We start from the raw sequence: 20,306 nt of genomic DNA on the forward strand, positions 1-20,306 counted from the left end.
CGCCAGCCCTGGCATAAAAAAGCCGGCGATTGCCGGCTTTTTACATTGCTGCAGCTTACTTGGCCGCAGGCAATTCCTTCACATGGATATCCATCTGAGGATATGGGATACCAATGTTATTGGCATCGAGGGCATTTTTGATTTGCTCGGTCAGCTCAAACTTGGCGGCCCAGAAATCAGCACCCTTAACCCAGGGACGCACCACAAAGTTAATGGAAGAGGCACCCAGTTCACTCAGGGCAACGGTATAAGCCGGGTCTTTAAGCACGTACTGGTTGTTGTCCAGAATGTCGGTCAGGACTTTCTTGGTCAGCTTGATATCGGCGTCGTAGGCAACACCAATCACCATGTCCACACGGCGCTTGTCCATGGCAGAGTAGTTGGTGATGGTACCATTCATGATGGCAGAGTTGGGCGCAACGATAACCTTGTTGTCAGGCGTACGCAGCTTGGTGGAGAAAATGGTGATTTCATCCACGGTACCGGCGATGCCAGCCGCTTCGATGTAGTCACCCACGCGGCATGGACGGAACAGCACCATAAGGACACCGGCAGCGAAGTTGGACAAAGAGCCCTGCAGCGCCAAGCCAACAGCCAGACCGGCGGCACCGATAACGGCAACCAGAGAGGCAGTCTGTACTCCGATTTGCCCCAGGGTGGCGATAACGGTGAAAACAAACACCACAGCCCAGGCCAGGTTGGCCACAAAAGAAGTAACAGTGGGGTCAACCTTGCGGTTGTTCAGCATCTTGGTGGTTAACTTCTTCACTAAATTGGAGAAGTACTTACCGACCAGGAAAATGATAATGGCAAAAATGACTTTCAGACCGTAGGTCATGATCAGCTCTGGAGCCTGATCGATTAATCCTTGGATATTATCCATGAAATTACTCCCTTAACTTAAAAACACTGTGCTATTCAACGAGTATCAAAATATCGACACGGCGGTTTTGTTGTCGGCCAATCTCGGAGTTATTGGGGGCAACGGGCATTGACTCCCCAAAGGATGCTGTCGTTATTCTCGCTTTAGGGAAAGCAAAATCCATGGCGAGAGTGGCAGCAACATTGTCAGCCCGCTCGGCTGACAAGCGATAATTGGCCGCATCAGTTCCTATGTCGTCTGTGTGTCCCTGAAGCAGCAACGAGACAGGGTCTGCCTCGATACTCTTTGCCAACCACGCCAGCTTGGCGGCAGCTTCAAAAGGCACGAACGCCGATCCAAAATCAAAATAGATCGACAGGATTTCACCTTGGTGACAAGTGGATGGGTATGGATACATCTGTGACGTCATCAGACACACAGGAGCAGGCGCGCTGACCGGAATAATACACCCGTTGGCTCCCACTCTGCTGCCCACCGGCGTACCGGGACAGGCATCCTTGAAATCAGGTACTCCATCTCCATCTTTGTCGCTTACCGCATGCAAAGACGAACTCAAGAGTACCGCCAGCACACCAACGCAAAGCCAAGGGTTCATAGTGAAATCCCGGGATGTGTTAATCATCGCCGGACATTCCGGCAGTCGGGGTTATCAACCCCAATCAACAACGAGAGATATTTTACTGCTTAATTTGCAAAGAAAAAGGATTTTGTTCGACGTCAACCAAAAGCCTAGCAGCACTGCCCGGGAATTCAATCAATCGACTGAGATTCTGCGGCAGCGGATACCGGCATAGCCTGATTGTGCCACTGCTGCCAGAGAGTCAGGCGGCAACGGTCAGGATCCTCATCGGCAGCGAGGGCCCTCATACCGGCAAGCAGGCGCGCCAGCAGCGCCTTGTCTTCGTCGAGCCAGGAGTGATAAAGCGGGGTATAGAAACCATGGCGGCCACCCAGGTCGAGTTGGGTATCAAAACCACGGCGAATGCCATTGAGGCACAGGGCCCTGGCCTTGAAATGGCGACGTTCCTGATAGGGTAAACCCAGCTTAGCGGGTACCGCCGAATAAAGGAGGATAAGGGCCAGAGTGCCGGGCGGCGTTGCCTGCCAGTGTTCCAACTCCCCCTGATTTGCCTGCTCAAGCAACATGCCCCAGTAGGCTTGATGGCTCGCCATAGGCTCAGCAAATTCAAATGCACCCGCCCCGTGAGCATCGTGCGCCTGCTGTTCGGCAGTAAACCAAGAGGTCAGAAATGACTGCATATTTTTCTTATTCCCTATCGAAAAGCCACAGGCCAGGTAAAAGTTTGGCAGAGCCAAAGCTTATCAGCCGCGCGCCTTGCGGGCTTCTCTACTTTGGTCGTACGGCCATCTCATGCTCAAACCAGCGGTGTCTTATTTCATCGTACAGCCAGTAGAATACGAGCCCATAGAGAAGAAAAAACATCAAAAAGCCCGCCTCCAGCAGCAACGCCTGCCACAGGCTGATATCAAGAAACCAGGCTACCGAGGGTAAGGTCGCCAGCATCAGCCCCAGCTCGAACCCCAGAATATGGCCAACCCTGAGTACTGCGGTTTTGCGCAGCCTAAAGTGTTGGCAAAAGCGCTCGAATCCCTGATTGTAAAAATAGCTCCAGCAAACGGCATAAAGGCTAAGCGAGGCCGCGACAATCATCATTTCCCCGGGATGATGTCCACCAATCAAGGTTGACAGCGGCACCAACAGCAGCAGTGCTATGCCCTCAAACAGTAACGCCTGCAACAGCCTTTCACGGCGACTTTTAATGACTGTACTTCCCATGGAAAACCTCGTGATGAATAGGGCACTCACAGGATTACCCATCTGCTATTATGTGCAATAAAGTTAGCTACCATCTGGATATTCGATATGTTATCGAACGAACAACTCTTGTGTTTTGTCACCACAGTGGATGAAGGGTCCTTTTCAGCGGCCGCCCGAAAACTGAGTAAAGTGCAATCCGCTGTGAGCCAACAGGTGATTAATATGGAGATTGACTGCGGCCACAGTCTGTTTGAGCGCAGCGGACGTTATCCCACACTGACTGAGGCAGGCCAGCGACTGCTACCCTATGCCCGTGCCGTGCTCAGTCAGCAGCAGCGGCTTGAACGGCAACTGACGCTGCTCGATATGGCCCTCCCCAATCGATTGACGCTGGCACACGACGAAGGAATTGAGATAGATAAGACGCTGATGATATTAAGGTTACTGGCCGAAAAGCAGCCTGGGCTCAGCATCGAGCTGCTTTCGGCTTCCAGCAGCGACATTATTAAAATGGTCCAGCAGGGGCGCGCCAATGCCGGACTGGTATTCAGTGAAACCCTCTACCCCGAGGGAGTGGATTTCGAATCCGTTGGTGGCGTGCATTTTGAGCCCGTTGTGGCAAGTCACCACCCGCTTGCCGCTATGCGCCTTACCCACGTGGATGAACTTAAGTTGCACCGGCAGTTGGTGATTGGCTCAAGAGCCATGGGGCATTCAGTCTTCAGCGCTCCCCACTCACCTGACGTCTGGTATGCCGATAATTACCACGTGCTTTTGACCATGGTGCAGGAAGGGTTTGGCTGGGCACTGCTTCCGAGTCACCTGGTAAGAGACGGTTTAGCGTCAGCCACCCTTATGCCTCTGCCGGTGGACTTTGAGGCCCTCGGCTGGCACGCCAACGTGGATATTATTCAGCATCAGAGTCTGTCGATGCAGCCCCTCGGGAAAGAGCTCCGCGCTCTGGTAAGGGATGAGGGTGTTCGATGATTGCGATAAAAAAGCGCTGAAAAAGCGGCAATAAAAAAGCGACCCATGGTCGCTTTTTTATTGCACCGAGCCTTACTTGGCGTCGGGTTTTGGCGGGTAATTCAGCATCACACCGGCCACGGCTTCACGCACCTTGGCTTCACGTTCCTGTGGCGTGTTGCTGTCGCGAATGGTATCGGCCACTGAGCCGCGCCACACCAACTTACCGGATTTATTATCAATTAAATCAATAATTAGTGTACCAACTTCATACTCGCGCACCGTGGTTTGAGTCTGCACATTACCACCCCAGCCCCAACCCGGGCCCCAGTATGGGTTATAGCCATAGCTGGTGTTGAAGGTGTCGACATTGATTTTCTTATCGACCTTGGTGAGGTAGTTCACCAGCAGATCGGCACCGGCGGCCTCTGACTTACTGAATCCCTTTTGACCGAGTTCAGTCTCGATGGCATCACGCACCCTTTGATCCATCAGGCCATCGAGGTGATAACCGGCTTCATCGTCTTTCTTTTCTACCCAGGCATAGGTTTTGTATTGGTTGAAAGTCACTCCGGGATCGAAGTCCCAGCTGGTTTTCATACTGGAACAGGCACTGAGGGCCAGCAAGGCCGCCGCAACTACAATCTTTTTCATAAAGGGTCTCTCCGAAGCAAAGTCTTCTGCCCTTTCAGACAGATAAGAGGCAATTAGGTTCAGCTTAACTGTGCTTTTTGTGACTAACAACTGAAATTACCACAAATGCAAAATCGAATCTTGACCCATTGCCACCACTTGTTGATAATAATTATCAATTAGATTTAATTTCATTCAGGCAGGGAGTCTTATGTATTGGTTTATTGCAGCCGCCGTCATTGCATCCGTTATCGCGCTATTTGGTCCCCGCTCCGTCCCCGCAACAGGCCCGGTAAAGGCAGATTCCACACAGGTCGGTATTTCAGGCAGCCACTACAGCCTGTTACTCCTGGCTGTACTGGTTTCGCTGTGGCTGCTTTTTACCCAGTCTTCAGCGGATAAAATGTTGCCTGTTGCCCTGACGCTGGGACTGACCGCTACCTGCGCGACCTTACTGGTGACCAAATTGCAGTCGTTGCTGCTTCCCTGCGCCCTTGTTACCACCATTCTGCTTATCCTTAATTTTCTGAATATGTTTTAACCTCTTATCCAGACAAAACACCACCTTAAGGGTGGTGTTTTGTTTTTTATCGCCACAACATATATTTGCCGACTCTGGTAAACTGACTAAAAGAGACTGTGGCAGAGTGAACTATGAGAATCGATCCGAACGTATTACTGGTGTACAGCACAGATAAGGGCAGAATCGATGAGCCCACACCTGAAGTTGAAGTGCCCAAAGGCGACGGCGTGGTACGCATCCACAGAGACAGCAAAGGCCGCAAGGGCAAGGGTGTCAGCGTGATAAGCGGCCTGGGACTCGACCAGGCAGCACTCAAGGAGCTGGCTCAAAAACTGAAGAAGCAGTGTGGCTGCGGCGGAACTGTGAAGGACTTCGACATTGAAGTCCAAACCGACAACCGTGAACTGCTAAAGGGTCTGCTGGAAAAACAAGGATTTACCGTAAAGCTTGCGGGAGGATAACCATGTCGATGGAAAGCCTTAAAAATCATTTCCTGATTGCCATGCCAAGCCTTAATGACGGCTTCTTTGACAAGACGGTTGTTTACCTCTGTGAGCACGATGCCAAAGGCGCCAAGGGCCTGATTATTAACCGCCCCGTGGGCATGAGCGTGCGTGATCTCCTGTCACAACTGGATTTAATGCCCGACGAAGGCATATTGCTTGCAGAGAGTGCCGATCAGGTGCTGGTGGGCGGCCCGGTCAATCCGGAGCGTGGTTTTGTGCTGCATACCACTCAGGAAGGCTGGGTAAACTCCAGCAGGCTGACGGATGAGCTGATGCTCACCACCTCCCGAGACATCCTCTCTGCCATAGGCACCAGCAAAGCCCCCAGCCACTTTATGGTGGCTCTGGGCTACGCCGGCTGGAGCGCCGGGCAGCTGGAGGAAGAGCTGGCACAAAACAGCTGGCTGACCATTCCTGCCAGCGATGAAATCCTGTTTGCCATTCCCCACGAAGACCGCTGGAATCAGGCCAGTAAAGCCCTTGGTTTCGAGCTGTGGCAAGTATCCAATCAGGCAGGGCACGCCTGATGAGCACAGTGATGGGATTCGATTTTGGCACCAAGAGTATAGGTATTGCCGTTGGCCAGTCGATAACCGGCAGCGCCAACCCGCTCACCTCCGTCAAGGCGGTGGACGGCATTCCCAACTGGGAAGACATAGGTAAGTTAATCAACGAGTGGAAACCCGATCTGCTTGTGATAGGCCTGCCGCTAAACATGGACGGCACTGAGCAGGAGATGACCCAGAGGGCACGCAAGTTTGCCAACCGTCTGAATGGCCGTTTCGGGGTAAAGATAGCCACCCAGGATGAGAGGCTGACCACTGCCGATGCCAAGGCCAGATTATTTGAATTTGGCGGTTTTAAAGCACTCACTAAGGGCCAGGTGGATGCGGTATCGGCAGTATTGATTGTCGAAAGCTACTTTGAAAATCAATATGGCGCCTGATGGTGCCATGATAAAAAACGCCGCAAATTGCGGCGTTTTTTATTTCTGTTCCCTTTGCCTGAAACACTCAGAGTGCTTTGGGCAGAGCGGCCTCGATGGCTGCCTTGAGCTCAAGGCTGTCGGGCTTCACCCGTGAGTTGAAAGCCTTCACTTCATTGCCATCGGCTGACACCAGATACTTGTAGAAATTCCACTTGGGTGAACCTGCTTTTTCGCCCAAATACTCAAAGACCGGATTGGCGTCGCCGCCACGCACCGCCGAGGTTGCCAGCATGGTAAAGGTCACGCCGTAGTTGAGGTAGCATACCTTGGCAGTATCCTTCTCATCGTTTTCTTCCTGAAAGAAGTCATCCGATGGAAAACCCACCAGCACCAACCCCCTGGGGCCATATTCCTTGTTGAGCTGCTCAAGCGCCTTGAACTGTGGCGTAAAGCCGCAGTTACTGGCGGTATTGATAAAGAGCACAAGTTTGCCGGCGGCAATGTCGCAAAGGTTCACCGACTCACTTGAGTGCAGCTTGCGAAACTCATGGTTGAGATACGAAGGACAAGCAGCTTGAGTGCCCGCAGTGTGCTCTGCGGCGTTTTGTACCTCAACAGTTTCTGCCATTGCCGGATGAACACCGGCAACCAGTAGTAATGAACACAATAAGCTACGCATCCTGACTCCTGAATATCTCTGTCTTCAATGACTTTCCCCGTCCGCAATTGGCCAAATTGAGAAAGCATTCTTACTCATCAAATTACGCCACAAGTTGCCGATACGATCAAAAAACCAGGCATATGCCTGGTTTTTCTTTATGACTGAGTGTCAATCCATGTCCAGAGTCACGCCTTCCAGGAAGCCGGAACCCGTGCTTTCGGAGCCTGCGAGCTTGATCATCAAACGCAGATCGTTTGGCGAGTCGGCATGGTGCAAGGCATCGGCGTAGGTGATTTCACCTTCCTGATAGAGCTTGAACAGCGCCTGGTCAAAGGTCTGCATTCCCTGCTCATTGGACTTGGCCATGGTGTCTTTAAGCAAATGCAGCTCATTTTTCTGAATAATGCTCGACACACGGGGGGTGTTAATCAGAATTTCAATGGCCGCACGGCGCCCAGTGCCATCGGCCTTGGGCACCAGTTGCTGCGCCACAATGCCACGCAGGTTGAGTGACAGGTCAAACAACAGCTGCTGGTGCTTGCTCTCCGGCACCAGGTGCATGATGCGGTCCAGCGCCTGGTTGGCGTTGTTGGCGTGCAGGGTAGCCATACAGAGGTGACCGGTTTCGGCGAATGACAGGGCAAACTCCATGGTCTCCTGGCTTCGAATTTCACCGATAAGGATCACGTCCGGGGCCTGACGCAGCGAGCTTTTCAGCGCCGCGTCGAAGGAGTCGGTATCGATACCCACTTCCCGCTGAGTGATGATGCTCTTGCGGTGGTCGTGCACAAATTCCACCGGGTCTTCGATGGTCAGGATATGACCTCGCTCATGGGCATTACGATACCCCACCATGGCCGCCAGCGACGTCGACTTACCGGTACCTGTACCACCCACCATGATGATAAGACCACGCTTACTCATCACCAGATCTTTAAGCACAGGAGGCAGTTTAAGATCTTCCATCTCAGGGATTTTGGTCTCGATACGGCGCATTACGCAGCCGGGAGACTCCCGCTGCCAGAAGGCACTGACCCGGAAACGTCCCAGATCTTTGGCGGCAAAGGCGAAGTTACACTCACGGCTCTCGTGAAACTCCTTCTTTTGCGCATCCGACATCAGGGACTCAACAAAGTCCAGTGACTGGGCGGGGCTGAAGGCATTTTCCGCCAGAGGCCGTAACTCACCATCGATTTTGGCGCTGGGAGGAAAACCTGCGGTGATGAACAAATCCGAGGCTTTACGCTCGACCATCACCTTCAGAAAGGGACGTACATCCATCATCAATCCTTAAAAGTTTGCCTGTTTGTTGGAACTCTTGGCCATGGCGTCTTCACGGGTGATGAGGCCACGGTTCACCAGATTCTGCAGACACTGCTCGAGAGTTTGCATGCCATGGGCCATACCGGTTTGAATGGCCGAATACATCTGCGCCACCTTGTCCTCACGGATAAGGTTACGAATCGCAGGGGTACCCATCATAATTTCGTGGGCTGCTACCCGGCCGCCGCCAATCTTCTTGATCAGCGTCTGGGAAATTACCGCCTGCAAGGATTCTGACAACATGGTACGCACCATGTCTTTTTCACCGGCCGGGAATACGTCGACCACACGGTCGATGGTCTTGGCCGCCGAGGTGGTGTGCAGGGTGCCGAAAACCAGGTGACCGGTTTCTGCCGCTGTCATCGCCAGACGTATGGTTTCAAGGTCACGCATCTCACCCACCAGAATAACGTCGGGGTCTTCACGCAGTGCGCTGCGAAGGGCCGCGTTAAAGCTGTGGGTATGACGATGCACTTCCCGCTGGTTGATAAGACACTGCTTATTTTGGTGCACGAATTCGATAGGGTCTTCGATGGTCAGGATGTGGTCGTGACGGTTTTCGTTCACGTAGTCAATCATGCCTGCCAGGGTGGTACTCTTACCGGAACCGGTTGGGCCGGTCACCAGCACCAGACCACGGGGGAAACTGGCGATTTTTTTGAAGATGTCCGGGGCGCCCAGTTGCTCCAGCGACAGAATTTCGCTGGGAATGGTACGAAACACCGCAGCAGCGCCGCGGGATTGGTTAAAGGCGTTTACACGGAAACGGGCAAGGTTGGGCACTTCAAAGGAAAAGTCGATTTCCAGGTGCTCTTCATAGTCTTTGCGCTGCTTGTCATTCATAATGTCGTACACCAAGGAGTGTACGCCGGCATGATCGAGTGCAGGCAGATTGATTTTACGCACTTCACCGTCCACCCGGATCATGGGGGGAACACCGGCAGAGAGGTGTAGATCCGAGGCCTTGTGCTTTACACTAAACGCCAGTAACTCTGTGATTTCCATGGTATGGGATATCCATTCAACCGATTGATTACATGATGACAACAATAGCAGACAGACTCTCGCTCGCCCAGCAGCGAATCGTCCAAGCGGCGCAAATTTCTTCAAGAAACCCATCTGAAATCAAATTACTTGCGGTCAGTAAAACCAAGCCTGCCAGCGACATTCAGGCGGCCTACGACGCGGGTCAGCGTTTGTTCGGTGAAAACTATGTTCAGGAGGGAGTGCAAAAAATCACTGATCTCATCTCCCCTTGCCCGGACATCGAGTGGCATTTTATCGGCCCCTTGCAGTCCAACAAGAGCCGTCCCGTTGCCGAGCATTTTGACTGGTTACACACCTTGGACCGGGAAAAACTCGCCTTAAGACTCAACGAGCAGCGCCCTGCCCGACTGGCGCCTCTCAATGTGCTGATACAGGTCAACATCAGTGACGAAGAGAGTAAATCCGGTGTGCAACCCGGGGATATTGCAGCCCTTGCCGATGCTGTTTGCCGCCTGCCCCACCTGCGTCTTCGGGGACTGATGGCCATTCCCGCGCCAACCGATGACCAGGAAAGAGCCAGAAGCGAGCTGGCCAGCATGCAACGCCTATTTAAAAGCCTGCAACAGAGTCACGGTACACTCGGACAAATAGATACGCTGTCGATGGGCATGAGCGGTGATTTGGAGCTTGCCATCGACAATGGCAGCACCCTGGTGCGGGTCGGCAGCGCTATTTTTGGCGAGCGGGATTACAGTCGCTAAGGCCAACGCACTGCTGCAATCATTGTATTTACACGGCTTCGCCCCCATATTCTCGGTATCGCCAAGCCTTTAAATTCAAACAGGAATAAAGATGCAAACTAAAAAAATCTGTTTTATCGGCGCCGGAAACATGAGCCGCGCCATCATTGGCGGCCTAATCAAGAGCGGCTACAGCGCCGGCCTTATCACTGCAACCAACCCAAGCATGCCAAAACTCGATGCCCTGGCCGCCGACTACGGCATCAATACGTCCCAGGACAATGTGCAAAGCGCCGCGGCTGCCGATGTGATAGTGCTTTCAGTTAAGCCTCAGCTTATGCAGGCAGTATGTGAGTCGCTCGCCGGTGTGGTTGATGGCAAGTTGCTGATTACCATAGCTGCCGGTATTCCCGAAAGCCGCTACCATGATTACTTCTCCAAGCAGGTCAAACTTATCCGTACCATGCCCAACACCCCCATGCAGTTGGGGCTCGGCATGACAGGTCTTTATGCCCCTGCCGGCATGCCAGAGGAAGACAAGGCCTTTGCCGGGTCGCTGATGCGCGCCTGTGGTGATATCGTCTGGGTGGATGATGAATCGGGTATTGATAAAGTAATTGCACTGGCAGGCAGTTCACCGGCCTACTTTTTCCTCTTTATCGAGGCCATGATTGAAGCGGGTGTCGAAATGGGGCTGCCAGAGGCCGATGCCCGCACCCTGGCGCAGCAAGCTGCCGTGGGCGCCGCCGCCATGGTAAAACAAAACCCGGGCCTAACCCCGGCCGAGCTCAGGGCCAATGTTACATCCAAAGGGGGCACCACGGCCGAAGCCATCGCCACCTTTGAAGCAGGCGGACTCCGCTCTCTGGTAAAAGAGGCCATGGGCAACTGCATTAAGCGGGCCGAAGAGATGGCCCGGAATTTTTAAGCCACACAGTGGCAGTACTTCGTTGACAATTTAAGGGCAAACCTCATGAATGCGATGGTTTTTTTAGTAAACACCCTGTTTGATCTCTATCTGATGGTGGTGATTTTACGGATTTGGCTGCAACTGGTCAGAGCCGATTTTTATAATCCTTTCAGCCAGTTTATCGTTAAAGCGACCCACCCTATTGTGGCGCCACTGCGCCGCATTTTGCCTCCCATTGGCAAGCTGGACAGCGCCTCGCTGGTACTGGCGTTTGCGGTGGTGGTAGTGAAAATGTTGGTACTGACACTGATAGCCGGTGCCGCCGTTGACCTGCTCACCATATCTGCATACTCAGTGGTGGCCGTAATTAAAAATGCCGGTGTGCTCTTCTTCTGGATGCTGCTTATCCGCGCCATCCTGAGCTGGTTCAATCAGGGTTATAACCCCTTTATTATGGTGATTGCCCAACTGACAGAGCCTGTGCTGGCGCCGGTTCGCCGCGTTATTCCACCCATTGGCGGCCTGGACCTGTCTGTACTGGTGGTCTTTATCGGCCTTAACTTCATTAACATGCTGCTCGCCCAATACGTGCCTTTCTGGGCGTTTATCTGATGAGCGCCATCACTCGCCAGGACCAGGATTTACTGCTGGCGTTGTATGTGCAGCCCAAGGCCAGCCGGGATGAACTGGTTGGTCTTCACGGCGAAGAGCTTAAACTTGCCATCACAGCACCGCCTGTCGATGGCAAGGCCAACGCCCATATCTGTAAGCTGCTGGCAAAAGCCTTCAAGGTGCCCAAAGGCAGGGTGTCTATCGAGCGGGGCGAGCTTGGACGGCATAAATTGGTGCGTATTCAGGCGCCGGAAATAATCCCTGACGATTTCGCACAGTTTCTCTAGGCCCAGGGCAATCTTGATAAAATGCCTAATACGGCCATGGGGTTTATACTTATAACCGAGTTCCCTTGAGGAGGATAAGGACATGTTTCGTCAACTCTTTGCTGCGCTGCTGCTGACAGCAAGCCTGTGCGGCATCGCCAGCGCTGAGCAAAAAGAACAGGTAGGTCAGTTCGACATCCACTATATGGCACTGCCAAGTACCTTTCTGACACCCGCGATAGCCAAAAGCTATGGCATAGAGCGCTCCAACTACACAGGCATAGTCAATATTGCCGTGCTGGACACCGCTGAAGAAGGTAATCCGGCTGTGGCAGTGGAAATTTCAGGTATCGCCAATAACCTGCTCGATGCCAAAGTGGAGCTGAAGTTCCGTGAAATCCGTGAAGGTTCCGCCATCTACTACATCGCCGAGGTGCCCTACCGCAGCGATGAGGAGATAAACTTCCAAATTGCCTTAAGAAGTGGCAACAAGCTAAACACCACATTGAAATTCAAGCAAAAATTCTACATCGATTAATTTGCAAACCTTCTTCAAAGCCTGCATCTGCGGGCTTTGTTTTTTCTGTCTTTCCAAGGCTTCCTTGGGTATCATGACGCCGATTTTGAAAGGGCGCAGTGCGCCAACAGCACAGTGGTCAGGGGGTAATGATGAAGAAAGTGGTTCTCGCCAGTGGCAACAAGGGCAAACTGAAAGAATTCAATGAGATGTTTTCCGAATATTCACTCTCGGTAGTGGCCCAGAGCGAGTTTCAGGTGCCGGACGTGGAAGAAACAGGCACCACCTTTGTTGAAAATGCCATCATCAAAGCCCGCCACGCCGCGGCCATTACCGGCTTACCCGCCATTGCCGATGACTCGGGGCTGGAAGTAGACGCCCTCGAAGGCGCTCCCGGTATTTACTCTGCCCGCTACGCAGGTAGCGGCGCCAAAGATACAGACAATTGGCAAAAGCTGCTCTGTGCCCTCGAAGGCAAAACAGAGCGCAGTGCCCGCTTCCAGTGTGTACTCGTATATATGCGCCACGCCAAAGACCCAACCCCAATCATTTGCCAGGCCGCCTGGGAAGGACGTATCGGCCTCGAAGCCCGGGGCGATAACGGCCATGGATACGACCCTGTGTTCATTGCCGAAGGCGGCGAGCTGACCGCTGCTGAAATGTCATCGGATGCGAAAAATGCCGTGAGCCACCGCGGCAAGGCGCTTAACGCGCTGCTGGCTGAGTTCAGAAACAAAGGCATTATCTGAGGAAAGACCGTGAAGCTTGAACTGCCTCCTCTGAGCCTTTATGTCCACATCCCCTGGTGTGTACAAAAATGCCCCTATTGCGACTTTAACTCCCATGGAAAACAGGGCGATTTACCCCAGGAAGCCTACGTGGATGCGCTGCAGGCCGATCTCGATGCCGATTTGCGTTATGTTCAGGGGCGCGCGCTTTACAGCATCTTTATTGGTGGTGGTACCCCGTCGCTGTTTGATGCCAGTGCCATTGGCCGTCTCCTCGAAGGCGTAAAGGCCCGCATCCCCTTTTGTGATGACATAGAAATCACCATGGAGGCCAATCCGGGCACCCTGGAGCATGATGACTTCAAAGCTTATCGCGAGGCTGGTGTTACCCGCCTGTCGGTGGGTGTGCAAAGCTTCAGCAGGGACAAGCTTAACCTCCTTGGCCGCATTCACGGCCGCGATGAGGCAACCCGTGCCGCAGAGCTTGCCACGGCCGCCGGCTATCAGAGCTTTAACCTGGATTTGATGCACGGTCTGCCCAATCAGTCGTTTGATGAGGCAATGGCCGACATAGACACGGCGGCGAGTCTCAACCCACCCCATCTGTCCTGGTATCAGCTCACCATCGAGCCAAATACCCTGTTCCACTCCCGTCCGCCGCAACTGCCGGACGACGAAGCGCTCTGGCATATCTATGAGCAGGGCCAGAAAAAGCTCGCAGCCCTGGGTTATGAGCAGTATGAGATTTCGGCCTACGCCAAACCGGGCTTTCAATGCCGCCACAATCTCAATTACTGGCAGTTTGGTGACTACCTCGGCATTGGCTGCGGCGCACACGGCAAGGTCACGGTTCCTGCTGAAAACCGCATACTGAGAACGGTTAAAATAAAGCACCCCAAGGGCTACCTGGCGGCCAGCGATTATCTGTTTGAACTGACTGAAGTGCAGGAAGAGGACCGCCCACTCGAATTTTTGATGAACCGTTTGAGGCTGATGACTCCCATCGCCAAAGGCGAATTTGAGTCCCGCACAGGCCTTGATGCCAGCTTGCTCGATGAAGGTATGGCGCAGGCCAGCGAAAAAGGCCTTATCAGGCATAGTGAAGATAGCTGGACCCTGACCCCCAAGGGCCATATGTTCGTTAACGACTTACTGTCCCATTTCCTCTAATCCGCACAATCACCTGGATTGTTCCACAGGCAGGCCTATAAATGCCTGCCTGTGTAAGCCGGGAAACATTTACTAACACTAAACTCTGAAATTTAACCATGGCTTCTTTAGGATGTTCCCATTAACACGAGGAAGCCAAGTCATGCCAAATCCGTATAACAAGAAAAATAAAACCTCTCTCATCGCGGCCAGCCTGTTGCTTGCGCTGGGCGTAGCCCCCGGTTTTACCGCACAGGCACAGCCTCTGGGCGCAGCCCAGCAAGACACTGCGCAGCAAACGATGAGCGAATCCGCCAAAGCCAATGCCCTGTTCGAGACCCAGTTTATGGAAAACGTCATGGCAAGCCCTATCAGCCAAACCATGATGGGTATTAAGGGCGAAGACTATGGCAAATGGGATGAAATCAGTGAGGCGGCCGATGCCGAGGATTTGGCCCGTGCCAAACGCCACCTGGTGGAGCTCAAGGCCATTGATGCCAGTGCCCTGGATTCGCAAACGGCGCTCAGCCTGACACTGGCAGTGCAACGCCTCGAAAATAAGATTGCCGACCACAAGTGGCGCCTGCACAGCTACCCGGTCAATCAGATGTATGGCGTCCACTCGATGACAGCCTCCATCCTTATCAACCAGCACACCGTTGATAATCTGGATGATGCCAAGGCCTATATCAGCCGCCTCAATGCCGTACCCAAGCGTTTCAGGGAGCTGAAAGACGCACTGGAACTCAGAGTCGCCAAGGGCATTATTGCGCCCAAGTTTGTATTTCCCCACGTGATTAACGACAGCCGCAATATCATCAAGGGCGCGCCCTTTGAAGCCGGTGAAGACAGCACCCTGTGGGCAGATTTCAAGCGCAAAGTCGAAGCCCTGAATTTGGACTCAGCCACCAAAGAGAGGCTGTACAGCGAAGCTAAAACCGCTCTGAACACTGCAGTCAAACCCGCCTACGACGACCTGATTGCTTACCTCAATACCCTGGAGCAAAAGGCCGACACCCGTGATGGCGTGTGGAAACTGCCCGACGGCAACGACTACTACAACAATGCCCTCAAGCGCACCACCACCACAAACATGGATGCCATCGCCATCCATGAACTGGGCTTGAAGGAAGTGGCACGCATTCATAACGAAATGCGCGACATCATGAAAGAAGTGGGCTTCAAAGGTAGCCTGAACGACTTCTTTATCTTTATGCGCAACGATGAGCAGTTTTACTACCCCGACACCGACGATGGTAAAGCTGCCTATATCAACGATGCCAAGGCATTGATTGACAATATGTCTGCCCGTCTGGATGAGGTCTTCGCCATCAAGCCCAAGGCAGGGTTAATCGTTAAACCTGTTGAGTCTTTCCGCGAGAAAAGCGCCGGCAAGGCCTTCTACAATCAGCCTTCTCCGGATGGCAGTCGCCCTGGCACTTACTACGCCAACCTGTACAGCATGAAGGCCATGCCCAAATACCAGATGGAAGCACTGGCATACCATGAAGGCTTACCCGGCCATCATATGCAGATTGCTATTGCCCAGGAGCTGGAAGGGATCCCCAAATTCCGCCGCTTCGGTGGTTACACCGCCTACATTGAGGGCTGGGGTCTCTATACCGAATATTTCCCAAGGGAAATGGGCCTGTACCGCGACCCATACTCCAACTTTGGCCGCCTGGCCATGGAGCTGTGGCGTGCCTGCCGTCTGGTAGTGGACACGGGTATCCACGCCAAGAAGTGGACCCGCGAACAGGGCATTGCCTACTACAAGGACAACACCCCCAACGCCGAATCAGATGCGGTGAAAATGGTCGAGCGCCATATTGTGATGCCTTCCCAGGCGACCGCCTACAAGGTAGGTATGAACCGAATTCTGGATCTGCGAGCCTATGCCCAGAAGTCCTTGGGAGACGCCTTTGATATTCGCGAATTCCACACCCTGCTGCTGAAAAACGGCCCACTGCCATTGGACGTGCTTGAGTCCAAGGTGCAGGAATGGGTGAAAGACAGCAAACAGCAGTCTGCCAGGCTGTAACTCGCTTAAGACGAAAAAAAGCCACAACCTCGGGGTTGTGGCTTTTTTTCTTGGGGCTCTCCCCAAATTGGCTGCCTGTAGACCGCACTTGGTAATTTAATGGCGGTTTATGTAGGGTACAGGGCATCCGAAATTTTTTTTCATCCAAAAAAATCACCCCGGTACTATGTCCGGGGTAAACCAAAAAACTAGGATGATGGTTTCAAGGCCGGACCGGTTTTAATAATAAACTCTGCCGGCATTGTCTTGAGACTTGCTCTTCGCAGACCTGCGCATCAACAGCGGAAGGGGTCATTTCCCCTGTCAACACGGACTCAGATCATCTCAATCCAATTGCTGACCATTGTATGAATTTACGAACAGACTTCAAGCAGGCTTAGAAAAAGTGCTTAAGCAAGCACTAAAAAACCGGCTGTTCCAGCCGGTTTTTTATTATTTCTAAAGCACTGAATTTAAAAATGAAATATCAAATTTCAATACAGAGATCACACAATTATCCATTATCACAAACAATGAATTTTAAAATCATCGCCGCTCGTCATAGAGAGACTGATAAGGCGCATCCCAGTAAGGCGGCGTACCTATGTGATTTTTAATGAAGTCGATAAAGGAGCTTACCTTGGGTGCCAGATGTTTACGGCGCGGGTAAACCGCCTGCAGTGGCAGATGGTGAGTCAGCTGCCAATCACGCAGCAGAGGCACCAGAGTGCCCTTATTGATTTCATCTTCCATCAGATAACTGGCGAGATACACAACGCCGAGCCCGCTGACCGCTGCCGACTTGAGCGCCGGCGCATTGTCTACCCGGAAATTACCCGAGACGCCGATTTCACAGTAATCGTCACCACGCTTGAATTGCCACACGCTGTGTTCATGCCACTCACCGTGATACACAAGACAGTTATGGTCAACCAGCTGCTCGGGGCGGCTTGGCTCGCCATGGCGGGCAATATACTCGGGAGAAGCCACCAGCAAGAACTGACACTTCATCAGGGGTCTGGCGACCATACCAAGGGGCAGTTGCTCAGACATGGTCAGCAGCAAGTCCAGGCCTTCACTGACCACATCCACTTTGTGGTCCAGCAGGCTCACCTGCAGCTCAAGCTCCGGGTGTCTTGCCATAAACTCGGGCAAGGCCGGAATAATGTGCATGGTGCCGAAGGATTGGGAGATACCGACTTTCAACACCCCACGGGTGGCATCATTGAGGTTGTGAACGCTGGCAACGGCCTGATCGGCATCGCGCAGCAACTCTTCACCCTGTACATACAGCAGGTGTCCGGCCTCGGTCAGGCTCAAACTGCGGGTAGTACGCTGAATAAGCTGAACCCCCAGTTTATGTTCCAAATCGGCCACCTGGGTACTCACCTTGGATTTGGAAATCCCGAGTTTTCTTGCCGCGGCGCTGAAGCTGCCGGCTCTGGCTACATGGGTAAAAATAGCAATGGGTTCTAACAGTTCTAACATGAAGGTGGCCTTAAGCTATGTTCAGCCTGTCCTCGCCAAGGGAGGAAAACGGGACAAACCAATGATAATCAATCAGATATACCAAAAAAGCACGTTAGGGTAGAGTCAGGAAGCCAGTTTGAGTCTGGTTTTTTTGTTATTTTTTAGCAGTATAACAAAAATCGCCGCCGAGTCTCCAGTTTCGCCTTAATGTGGCGGCTCATTAAACTACAAATAAAAAAAGGGCCCCGGGGATGGGGCCAAACGTTCAAGGAAGAACCAAAGGGATGTAGGTTGGGTGTTGCATGGGTGCGGCCTGATTTACCTTGAGTGAGCCAAAGGCAGGCCCGGGTGTTACTTACTCACGAAGCTGAGCTTCTTTACGGTCAGAAATCTCAAGCTCTGACAGCGCAGGTACCTTGGTGCGAAGTTCAGATTCCAGTGCCAGCAAGGTTTCAAACTGGTCACATACTTTGGTGGCGCGCGCTTCCAGGGTCTTTGACTGACTTTCCATTTCGCGCTCAATCTGTTCGCCCATGGCTTCCATTTTCTTGCCAAAGGCTTCCATTTTGGCTTCAAAGCTATCGCCTTCTGACGACAGGATTTCGGTACCGAGTTTAATCATCAGAGTGCCCACGGAGTCCTGCACCAGATTTTCAATTTCACGCTCGAATTCCTTGTCGAACACCTCATCGATGGAGCCGTCGGTTACGCCAACGTAATAGCTGTCGCCATCCTTATGCATAACTTCGCCGAGGCGCTCGTTCACATTGTCCATCAGCTCTGCCACACGGGCGCTGGTCTCATCGCCCAGCAGCGGTGTAAGAGCTGTATTTACCGCGTTGCTGGCAAGGGTGATGGCATCGGTCACCAGGGCAACAAATTCGGGCACCTGATTGGCCAGTGAGTCGGCATAGTTGTCTACCAGGGCACGCTGCTCGGCATTGAGTTTGACCTCCTTGCCATCCACAAAGAGTTTGCCCGGCTCGAAGCGATAAAACTCATCACCTTTCTGGCTCAGCACCAGTTTTTTTGGCTCGACAGCAATGTCGTAGTTGAGGTTAACGTCACAGCTGTCGGTACTGATCCCCTGCGCTTTTGCAGGAACAGCTACTGTCACGCCAATCAGAGTGGCCAGGGCTACACCGGTGATAAGGTTTTTGGTTTTCATCGCATCTATCCTTGCATCTTGATTTATATGTCTTGATATTGCGAAGGATGTGCCAACTTTGCTAAGTGATTAATTTAAAATAAAATAAATACCATCACCGGATAAAGACGTAGTTTTACCTGGGGAGCATCAGGCTTGAAAGTGTGAGATATCACCAAAAAGTGAAGCTTTTCACCAATTGATGTTGGGAAGGATTGGAAATGCGGGAGATAAGTTGCCGAAATAAGGAAATGGCCTTCCTCATATCAGAAAGGCCACGGGGATAGAGCAAATCAAAAAGGCTTCAAGATCAAAATATTGAACGGCCAAGTTCCTGCGCCAACAACTCAAGCAAACGGGTACCCACTAAGCTGTTGCCACTGGCATCGAGGGCTGGCGACCACACACATACCGACATATCGCCGGGGATCACCGCAATAATGCCGCCACCCACACCGCTTTTACCCGGCATACCCACGCGGTAGGCAAACTCCCCTGCCCCATCATAGAGCCCTGAGGTGGCCAGCAGCGCATTCAGACGCCGCGTTTGGGTGGGCGATACCACCTCAGTGCCATCCAGGCTTATTCCCTGATTGGCCAGATACACCATGGCACGGGAAAGATCGGCACAGCTCATGGAGAGCGAGCAGTAATGGAAGTAGCTTCGCAGCACCTTGTCCACATCGTTATGGAAATTGCCGAAGGACTTCATCAAAAAGGCGATGGCCGCATTACGGGCGCTGTGCTGGTATTCAGAGTCTGCCACCACCTTGTCGTAACAGACCTTGTGGTTCTGGCTCAGCATACGCACTATTTCCAGCATCCGCTGTTTAGGCGCACCCAGGCGGCTTTGCAACAAATCGGCTATGACCAGCGCGCCGGCGTTGATAAAGGGATTACGTGGAATGCCCCGCTCAAGCTCAACCTGAACCAGCGAGTTAAAAGAGTGGCCAGACGGCTCTTTGCCAACCCGGGACCAGATCTCGCTCTCTTCATAGAGCATCATGGCGCCGGTGAGGCTGAATACTTTGGAAATACTTTGAATGGAAAAGGCTTCTTGCCAGTCGCCCGCCCCCAGAGTGGTACCATCGATGGTGGTTACCGCAATACCCAACTTATGGGGGGAGACCCGGGCAAGGGCCGGAATGTAATCCGCCACCTTGCCCTGTCCAAGCAAGGGTCTAACTTTGGCGACCAGGTCGTCAAGCAGAGCCTGCTCAAGCATGGATTAATCCCACCACAGATCGTACAGGTCGGATACTTCCACTTTGGTCACTTTCTGGCCTTCAAGGAATGCCTTCACAGCGGCGCGGTCTTCATCGGTGCACTTGCCCAGTGACTGGGTGGCAATGATACCTTCCCAATCCTTATGACCGCCGCCGTGGAAGCCCAGTTTACGGGGCTCAATCACTTCGTCGATAAACTTATCCACCAGGGCATCAATTTCAGCCTCAGCAACACTGTCATCAAACACCCAGCGTACATCGAAACCCAGTTCCTGAAACTCGTCCACACGCAGCTTTTTACGAAGACGACGGCTACGGTTTTTGGCCATGG

The 20,306-nt window shown here is 52.7% G+C and carries 25 protein-coding genes; 13 read left to right on the plus strand and 12 right to left on the minus strand.

From position 1 onward, the window contains the following. Positions 1 to 55 precede the first annotated feature (55 nt). The 4 genes from K0H63_RS13710 to K0H63_RS13725 form a co-directional block, all read right to left on the minus strand. Positions 56 to 883, minus strand: coding sequence for a mechanosensitive ion channel family protein (locus tag K0H63_RS13710; protein ID WP_220065165.1), 828 nt, complete (start codon positions 881 to 883; stop codon positions 56 to 58). Positions 884 to 914: 31 nt separating this feature from the next. Beyond that, positions 915 to 1,478: an OmpA family protein gene (locus tag K0H63_RS13715; protein WP_220065166.1), complete on the minus strand. Its 564-nt coding sequence runs from the start codon at positions 1,476 to 1,478 to the stop codon at positions 915 to 917. A 155-nt stretch (positions 1,479 to 1,633) separates the two neighbouring features. Then, positions 1,634 to 2,143 (minus strand): DUF924 family protein, encoded by a 510-nt coding sequence (locus tag K0H63_RS13720; protein WP_220065167.1) that lies wholly within the window; start codon positions 2,141 to 2,143, stop codon positions 1,634 to 1,636. An 88-nt stretch (positions 2,144 to 2,231) separates the two neighbouring features. Next, entirely contained in the window at positions 2,232 to 2,681 is a 450-nt protein-coding gene (locus K0H63_RS13725; RefSeq protein ID WP_220065168.1) for a PACE efflux transporter, read from the minus strand. Between the two features lie 87 nt (positions 2,682 to 2,768). Here K0H63_RS13725 and K0H63_RS13730 point away from each other — a divergent pair, with 87 nt between their 5' ends. Beyond that, on the plus strand, positions 2,769 to 3,650 hold the full coding sequence (locus K0H63_RS13730) for a LysR family transcriptional regulator (RefSeq protein WP_220065169.1): 882 nt from the start codon (positions 2,769 to 2,771) through the stop codon (positions 3,648 to 3,650). A 72-nt stretch (positions 3,651 to 3,722) separates the two neighbouring features. Here the strand turns inward: K0H63_RS13730 and K0H63_RS13735 are convergent, their stop codons facing one another. Beyond that, positions 3,723 to 4,283 (minus strand): DUF4136 domain-containing protein, encoded by a 561-nt coding sequence (locus K0H63_RS13735; protein ID WP_220065170.1) that lies wholly within the window; start codon positions 4,281 to 4,283, stop codon positions 3,723 to 3,725. A 190-nt stretch (positions 4,284 to 4,473) separates the two neighbouring features. On the opposite strand from K0H63_RS13735, the gene K0H63_RS13740 reads away from it, so the two are divergent. The 4 genes from K0H63_RS13740 (at position 4,474) to ruvX (ending at position 6,237) form a co-directional block, all read left to right on the plus strand. Then, entirely contained in the window at positions 4,474 to 4,803 is a 330-nt protein-coding gene (locus K0H63_RS13740; protein WP_220065171.1) for a hypothetical protein, read from the plus strand. 113 nt (positions 4,804 to 4,916) lie between these two features. Further along, entirely contained in the window at positions 4,917 to 5,246 is a 330-nt protein-coding gene (gene yciH / locus K0H63_RS13745) for a stress response translation initiation inhibitor YciH (RefSeq protein WP_220065172.1), read from the plus strand. Positions 5,247 to 5,254: 8 nt separating this feature from the next. Continuing rightward, entirely contained in the window at positions 5,255 to 5,818 is a 564-nt protein-coding gene (locus K0H63_RS13750) for a YqgE/AlgH family protein (RefSeq protein WP_220067906.1), read from the plus strand. Further along, positions 5,818 to 6,237 carry a Holliday junction resolvase RuvX gene (gene ruvX, locus K0H63_RS13755; RefSeq protein WP_220065173.1) on the plus strand — a complete coding sequence of 140 codons (420 nt, stop codon included), beginning with the start codon at positions 5,818 to 5,820 and terminating at the stop codon, positions 6,235 to 6,237. Before K0H63_RS13750 ends, ruvX begins: the two co-directional genes overlap by 1 nt. Positions 6,238 to 6,304: 67 nt before the next feature. Here the strand turns inward: ruvX and K0H63_RS13760 are convergent, their stop codons facing one another. From K0H63_RS13760 to K0H63_RS13770, 3 genes are all read right to left on the minus strand, one after another. Beyond that, positions 6,305 to 6,847, minus strand: a complete 543-nt coding sequence (locus tag K0H63_RS13760; RefSeq protein WP_220067907.1) for a glutathione peroxidase — start codon at positions 6,845 to 6,847, stop codon at positions 6,305 to 6,307. 201 nt (positions 6,848 to 7,048) lie between these two features. Then, positions 7,049 to 8,161 carry a PilT/PilU family type 4a pilus ATPase gene (locus K0H63_RS13765; protein ID WP_220065174.1) on the minus strand — a complete coding sequence of 371 codons (1,113 nt, stop codon included), beginning with the start codon at positions 8,159 to 8,161 and terminating at the stop codon, positions 7,049 to 7,051. Between the two features lie 9 nt (positions 8,162 to 8,170). Beyond that, positions 8,171 to 9,208 carry a type IV pilus twitching motility protein PilT gene (locus tag K0H63_RS13770; protein ID WP_220065175.1) on the minus strand — a complete coding sequence of 346 codons (1,038 nt, stop codon included), beginning with the start codon at positions 9,206 to 9,208 and terminating at the stop codon, positions 8,171 to 8,173. A 35-nt stretch (positions 9,209 to 9,243) separates the two neighbouring features. On the opposite strand from K0H63_RS13770, the gene K0H63_RS13775 reads away from it, so the two are divergent. From K0H63_RS13775 to K0H63_RS13810, 8 genes are all read left to right on the plus strand, one after another. Next, entirely contained in the window at positions 9,244 to 9,951 is a 708-nt protein-coding gene (locus tag K0H63_RS13775) for a YggS family pyridoxal phosphate-dependent enzyme (protein ID WP_220065176.1), read from the plus strand. Between the two features lie 91 nt (positions 9,952 to 10,042). Further along, on the plus strand, positions 10,043 to 10,858 hold the full coding sequence (gene proC, locus K0H63_RS13780; protein WP_220065177.1) for a pyrroline-5-carboxylate reductase: 816 nt from the start codon (positions 10,043 to 10,045) through the stop codon (positions 10,856 to 10,858). Between the two features lie 45 nt (positions 10,859 to 10,903). Continuing rightward, on the plus strand, positions 10,904 to 11,452 hold the full coding sequence (locus K0H63_RS13785; protein ID WP_220065178.1) for a YggT family protein: 549 nt from the start codon (positions 10,904 to 10,906) through the stop codon (positions 11,450 to 11,452). After that, positions 11,452 to 11,739, plus strand: coding sequence for a DUF167 family protein YggU (gene yggU, locus K0H63_RS13790; protein WP_220065179.1), 288 nt, complete (start codon positions 11,452 to 11,454; stop codon positions 11,737 to 11,739). The genes K0H63_RS13785 and yggU overlap by 1 nt, the downstream gene beginning before the upstream one ends. A gap of 82 nt (positions 11,740 to 11,821) precedes the next feature. Beyond that, positions 11,822 to 12,256 carry a DUF4426 domain-containing protein gene (locus K0H63_RS13795; RefSeq protein ID WP_220065180.1) on the plus strand — a complete coding sequence of 145 codons (435 nt, stop codon included), beginning with the start codon at positions 11,822 to 11,824 and terminating at the stop codon, positions 12,254 to 12,256. Between the two features lie 131 nt (positions 12,257 to 12,387). Next, a complete protein-coding gene (gene rdgB, locus K0H63_RS13800; RefSeq protein WP_220065181.1) occupies positions 12,388 to 12,984 on the plus strand; it encodes an RdgB/HAM1 family non-canonical purine NTP pyrophosphatase in 597 nt (198 codons plus the stop codon). Positions 12,985 to 12,993: 9 nt separating this feature from the next. Then, entirely contained in the window at positions 12,994 to 14,133 is a 1,140-nt protein-coding gene (gene hemW, locus K0H63_RS13805) for a radical SAM family heme chaperone HemW (protein WP_220065182.1), read from the plus strand. Positions 14,134 to 14,275: 142 nt separating this feature from the next. Further along, positions 14,276 to 16,153, plus strand: a complete 1,878-nt coding sequence (locus tag K0H63_RS13810) for a DUF885 domain-containing protein (RefSeq protein WP_220065183.1) — start codon at positions 14,276 to 14,278, stop codon at positions 16,151 to 16,153. A 525-nt stretch (positions 16,154 to 16,678) separates the two neighbouring features. Here the strand turns inward: K0H63_RS13810 and K0H63_RS13815 are convergent. From K0H63_RS13815 to K0H63_RS13830, 4 genes are all read right to left on the minus strand, one after another. After that, positions 16,679 to 17,620 (minus strand): LysR family transcriptional regulator, encoded by a 942-nt coding sequence (locus K0H63_RS13815; protein WP_011760595.1) that lies wholly within the window; start codon positions 17,618 to 17,620, stop codon positions 16,679 to 16,681. A 337-nt stretch (positions 17,621 to 17,957) separates the two neighbouring features. Then, entirely contained in the window at positions 17,958 to 18,770 is an 813-nt protein-coding gene (locus K0H63_RS13820; RefSeq protein WP_220065184.1) for a YggN family protein, read from the minus strand. Between the two features lie 289 nt (positions 18,771 to 19,059). Next, a complete protein-coding gene (gene glsB, locus K0H63_RS13825; protein ID WP_220065185.1) occupies positions 19,060 to 19,974 on the minus strand; it encodes a glutaminase B in 915 nt (304 codons plus the stop codon). 3 nt (positions 19,975 to 19,977) lie between these two features. Then, positions 19,978 to 20,304 carry a YggL family protein gene (locus tag K0H63_RS13830; protein ID WP_220065186.1) on the minus strand — a complete coding sequence of 109 codons (327 nt, stop codon included), beginning with the start codon at positions 20,302 to 20,304 and terminating at the stop codon, positions 19,978 to 19,980. Between the last annotated feature and the right edge of the window lie 2 nt (positions 20,305 to 20,306).

This window comes from Shewanella zhangzhouensis, from assembly GCF_019457615.1.
GTDB classification, from domain to species: domain Bacteria; phylum Pseudomonadota; class Gammaproteobacteria; order Enterobacterales; family Shewanellaceae; genus Shewanella; species Shewanella zhangzhouensis.

Bases quoted from the DNA above. Each gene is read 5' to 3' on its own strand.
- K0H63_RS13710 (WP_220065165.1), bottom strand. From the start codon at position 883: ATGGATAATATCCAAGGATTAATCGATCAGGCTCCAGAGCTGATCATG.
- K0H63_RS13715 (WP_220065166.1), bottom strand. From the start codon at position 1,478: ATGAACCCTTGGCTTTGCGTTGGTGTGCTGGCGGTACTCTTGAGTTCG.
- K0H63_RS13720 (WP_220065167.1), bottom strand. From the start codon at position 2,143: ATGCAGTCATTTCTGACCTCTTGGTTTACTGCCGAACAGCAGGCGCAC.
- K0H63_RS13725 (WP_220065168.1), bottom strand. From the start codon at position 2,681: ATGGGAAGTACAGTCATTAAAAGTCGCCGTGAAAGGCTGTTGCAGGCG.
- K0H63_RS13730 (WP_220065169.1), top strand. From the start codon at position 2,769: ATGTTATCGAACGAACAACTCTTGTGTTTTGTCACCACAGTGGATGAA.
- K0H63_RS13735 (WP_220065170.1), bottom strand. From the start codon at position 4,283: ATGAAAAAGATTGTAGTTGCGGCGGCCTTGCTGGCCCTCAGTGCCTGT.
- K0H63_RS13740 (WP_220065171.1), top strand. From the start codon at position 4,474: ATGTATTGGTTTATTGCAGCCGCCGTCATTGCATCCGTTATCGCGCTA.
- yciH (WP_220065172.1), top strand. From the start codon at position 4,917: ATGAGAATCGATCCGAACGTATTACTGGTGTACAGCACAGATAAGGGC.
- K0H63_RS13750 (WP_220067906.1), top strand. From the start codon at position 5,255: ATGGAAAGCCTTAAAAATCATTTCCTGATTGCCATGCCAAGCCTTAAT.
- ruvX (WP_220065173.1), top strand. From the start codon at position 5,818: ATGAGCACAGTGATGGGATTCGATTTTGGCACCAAGAGTATAGGTATT.
- K0H63_RS13760 (WP_220067907.1), bottom strand. From the start codon at position 6,847: ATGGCAGAAACTGTTGAGGTACAAAACGCCGCAGAGCACACTGCGGGC.
- K0H63_RS13765 (WP_220065174.1), bottom strand. From the start codon at position 8,161: ATGGATGTACGTCCCTTTCTGAAGGTGATGGTCGAGCGTAAAGCCTCG.
- K0H63_RS13770 (WP_220065175.1), bottom strand. From the start codon at position 9,208: ATGGAAATCACAGAGTTACTGGCGTTTAGTGTAAAGCACAAGGCCTCG.
- K0H63_RS13775 (WP_220065176.1), top strand. From the start codon at position 9,244: ATGACAACAATAGCAGACAGACTCTCGCTCGCCCAGCAGCGAATCGTC.
- proC (WP_220065177.1), top strand. From the start codon at position 10,043: ATGCAAACTAAAAAAATCTGTTTTATCGGCGCCGGAAACATGAGCCGC.
- K0H63_RS13785 (WP_220065178.1), top strand. From the start codon at position 10,904: ATGAATGCGATGGTTTTTTTAGTAAACACCCTGTTTGATCTCTATCTG.
- yggU (WP_220065179.1), top strand. From the start codon at position 11,452: ATGAGCGCCATCACTCGCCAGGACCAGGATTTACTGCTGGCGTTGTAT.
- K0H63_RS13795 (WP_220065180.1), top strand. From the start codon at position 11,822: ATGTTTCGTCAACTCTTTGCTGCGCTGCTGCTGACAGCAAGCCTGTGC.
- rdgB (WP_220065181.1), top strand. From the start codon at position 12,388: ATGAAGAAAGTGGTTCTCGCCAGTGGCAACAAGGGCAAACTGAAAGAA.
- K0H63_RS13810 (WP_220065183.1), top strand. From the start codon at position 14,276: ATGCCAAATCCGTATAACAAGAAAAATAAAACCTCTCTCATCGCGGCC.
- K0H63_RS13815 (WP_011760595.1), bottom strand. From the start codon at position 17,620: ATGTTAGAACTGTTAGAACCCATTGCTATTTTTACCCATGTAGCCAGA.
- K0H63_RS13820 (WP_220065184.1), bottom strand. From the start codon at position 18,770: ATGAAAACCAAAAACCTTATCACCGGTGTAGCCCTGGCCACTCTGATT.
- glsB (WP_220065185.1), bottom strand. From the start codon at position 19,974: ATGCTTGAGCAGGCTCTGCTTGACGACCTGGTCGCCAAAGTTAGACCC.
- K0H63_RS13830 (WP_220065186.1), bottom strand. From the start codon at position 20,304: ATGGCCAAAAACCGTAGCCGTCGTCTTCGTAAAAAGCTGCGTGTGGAC.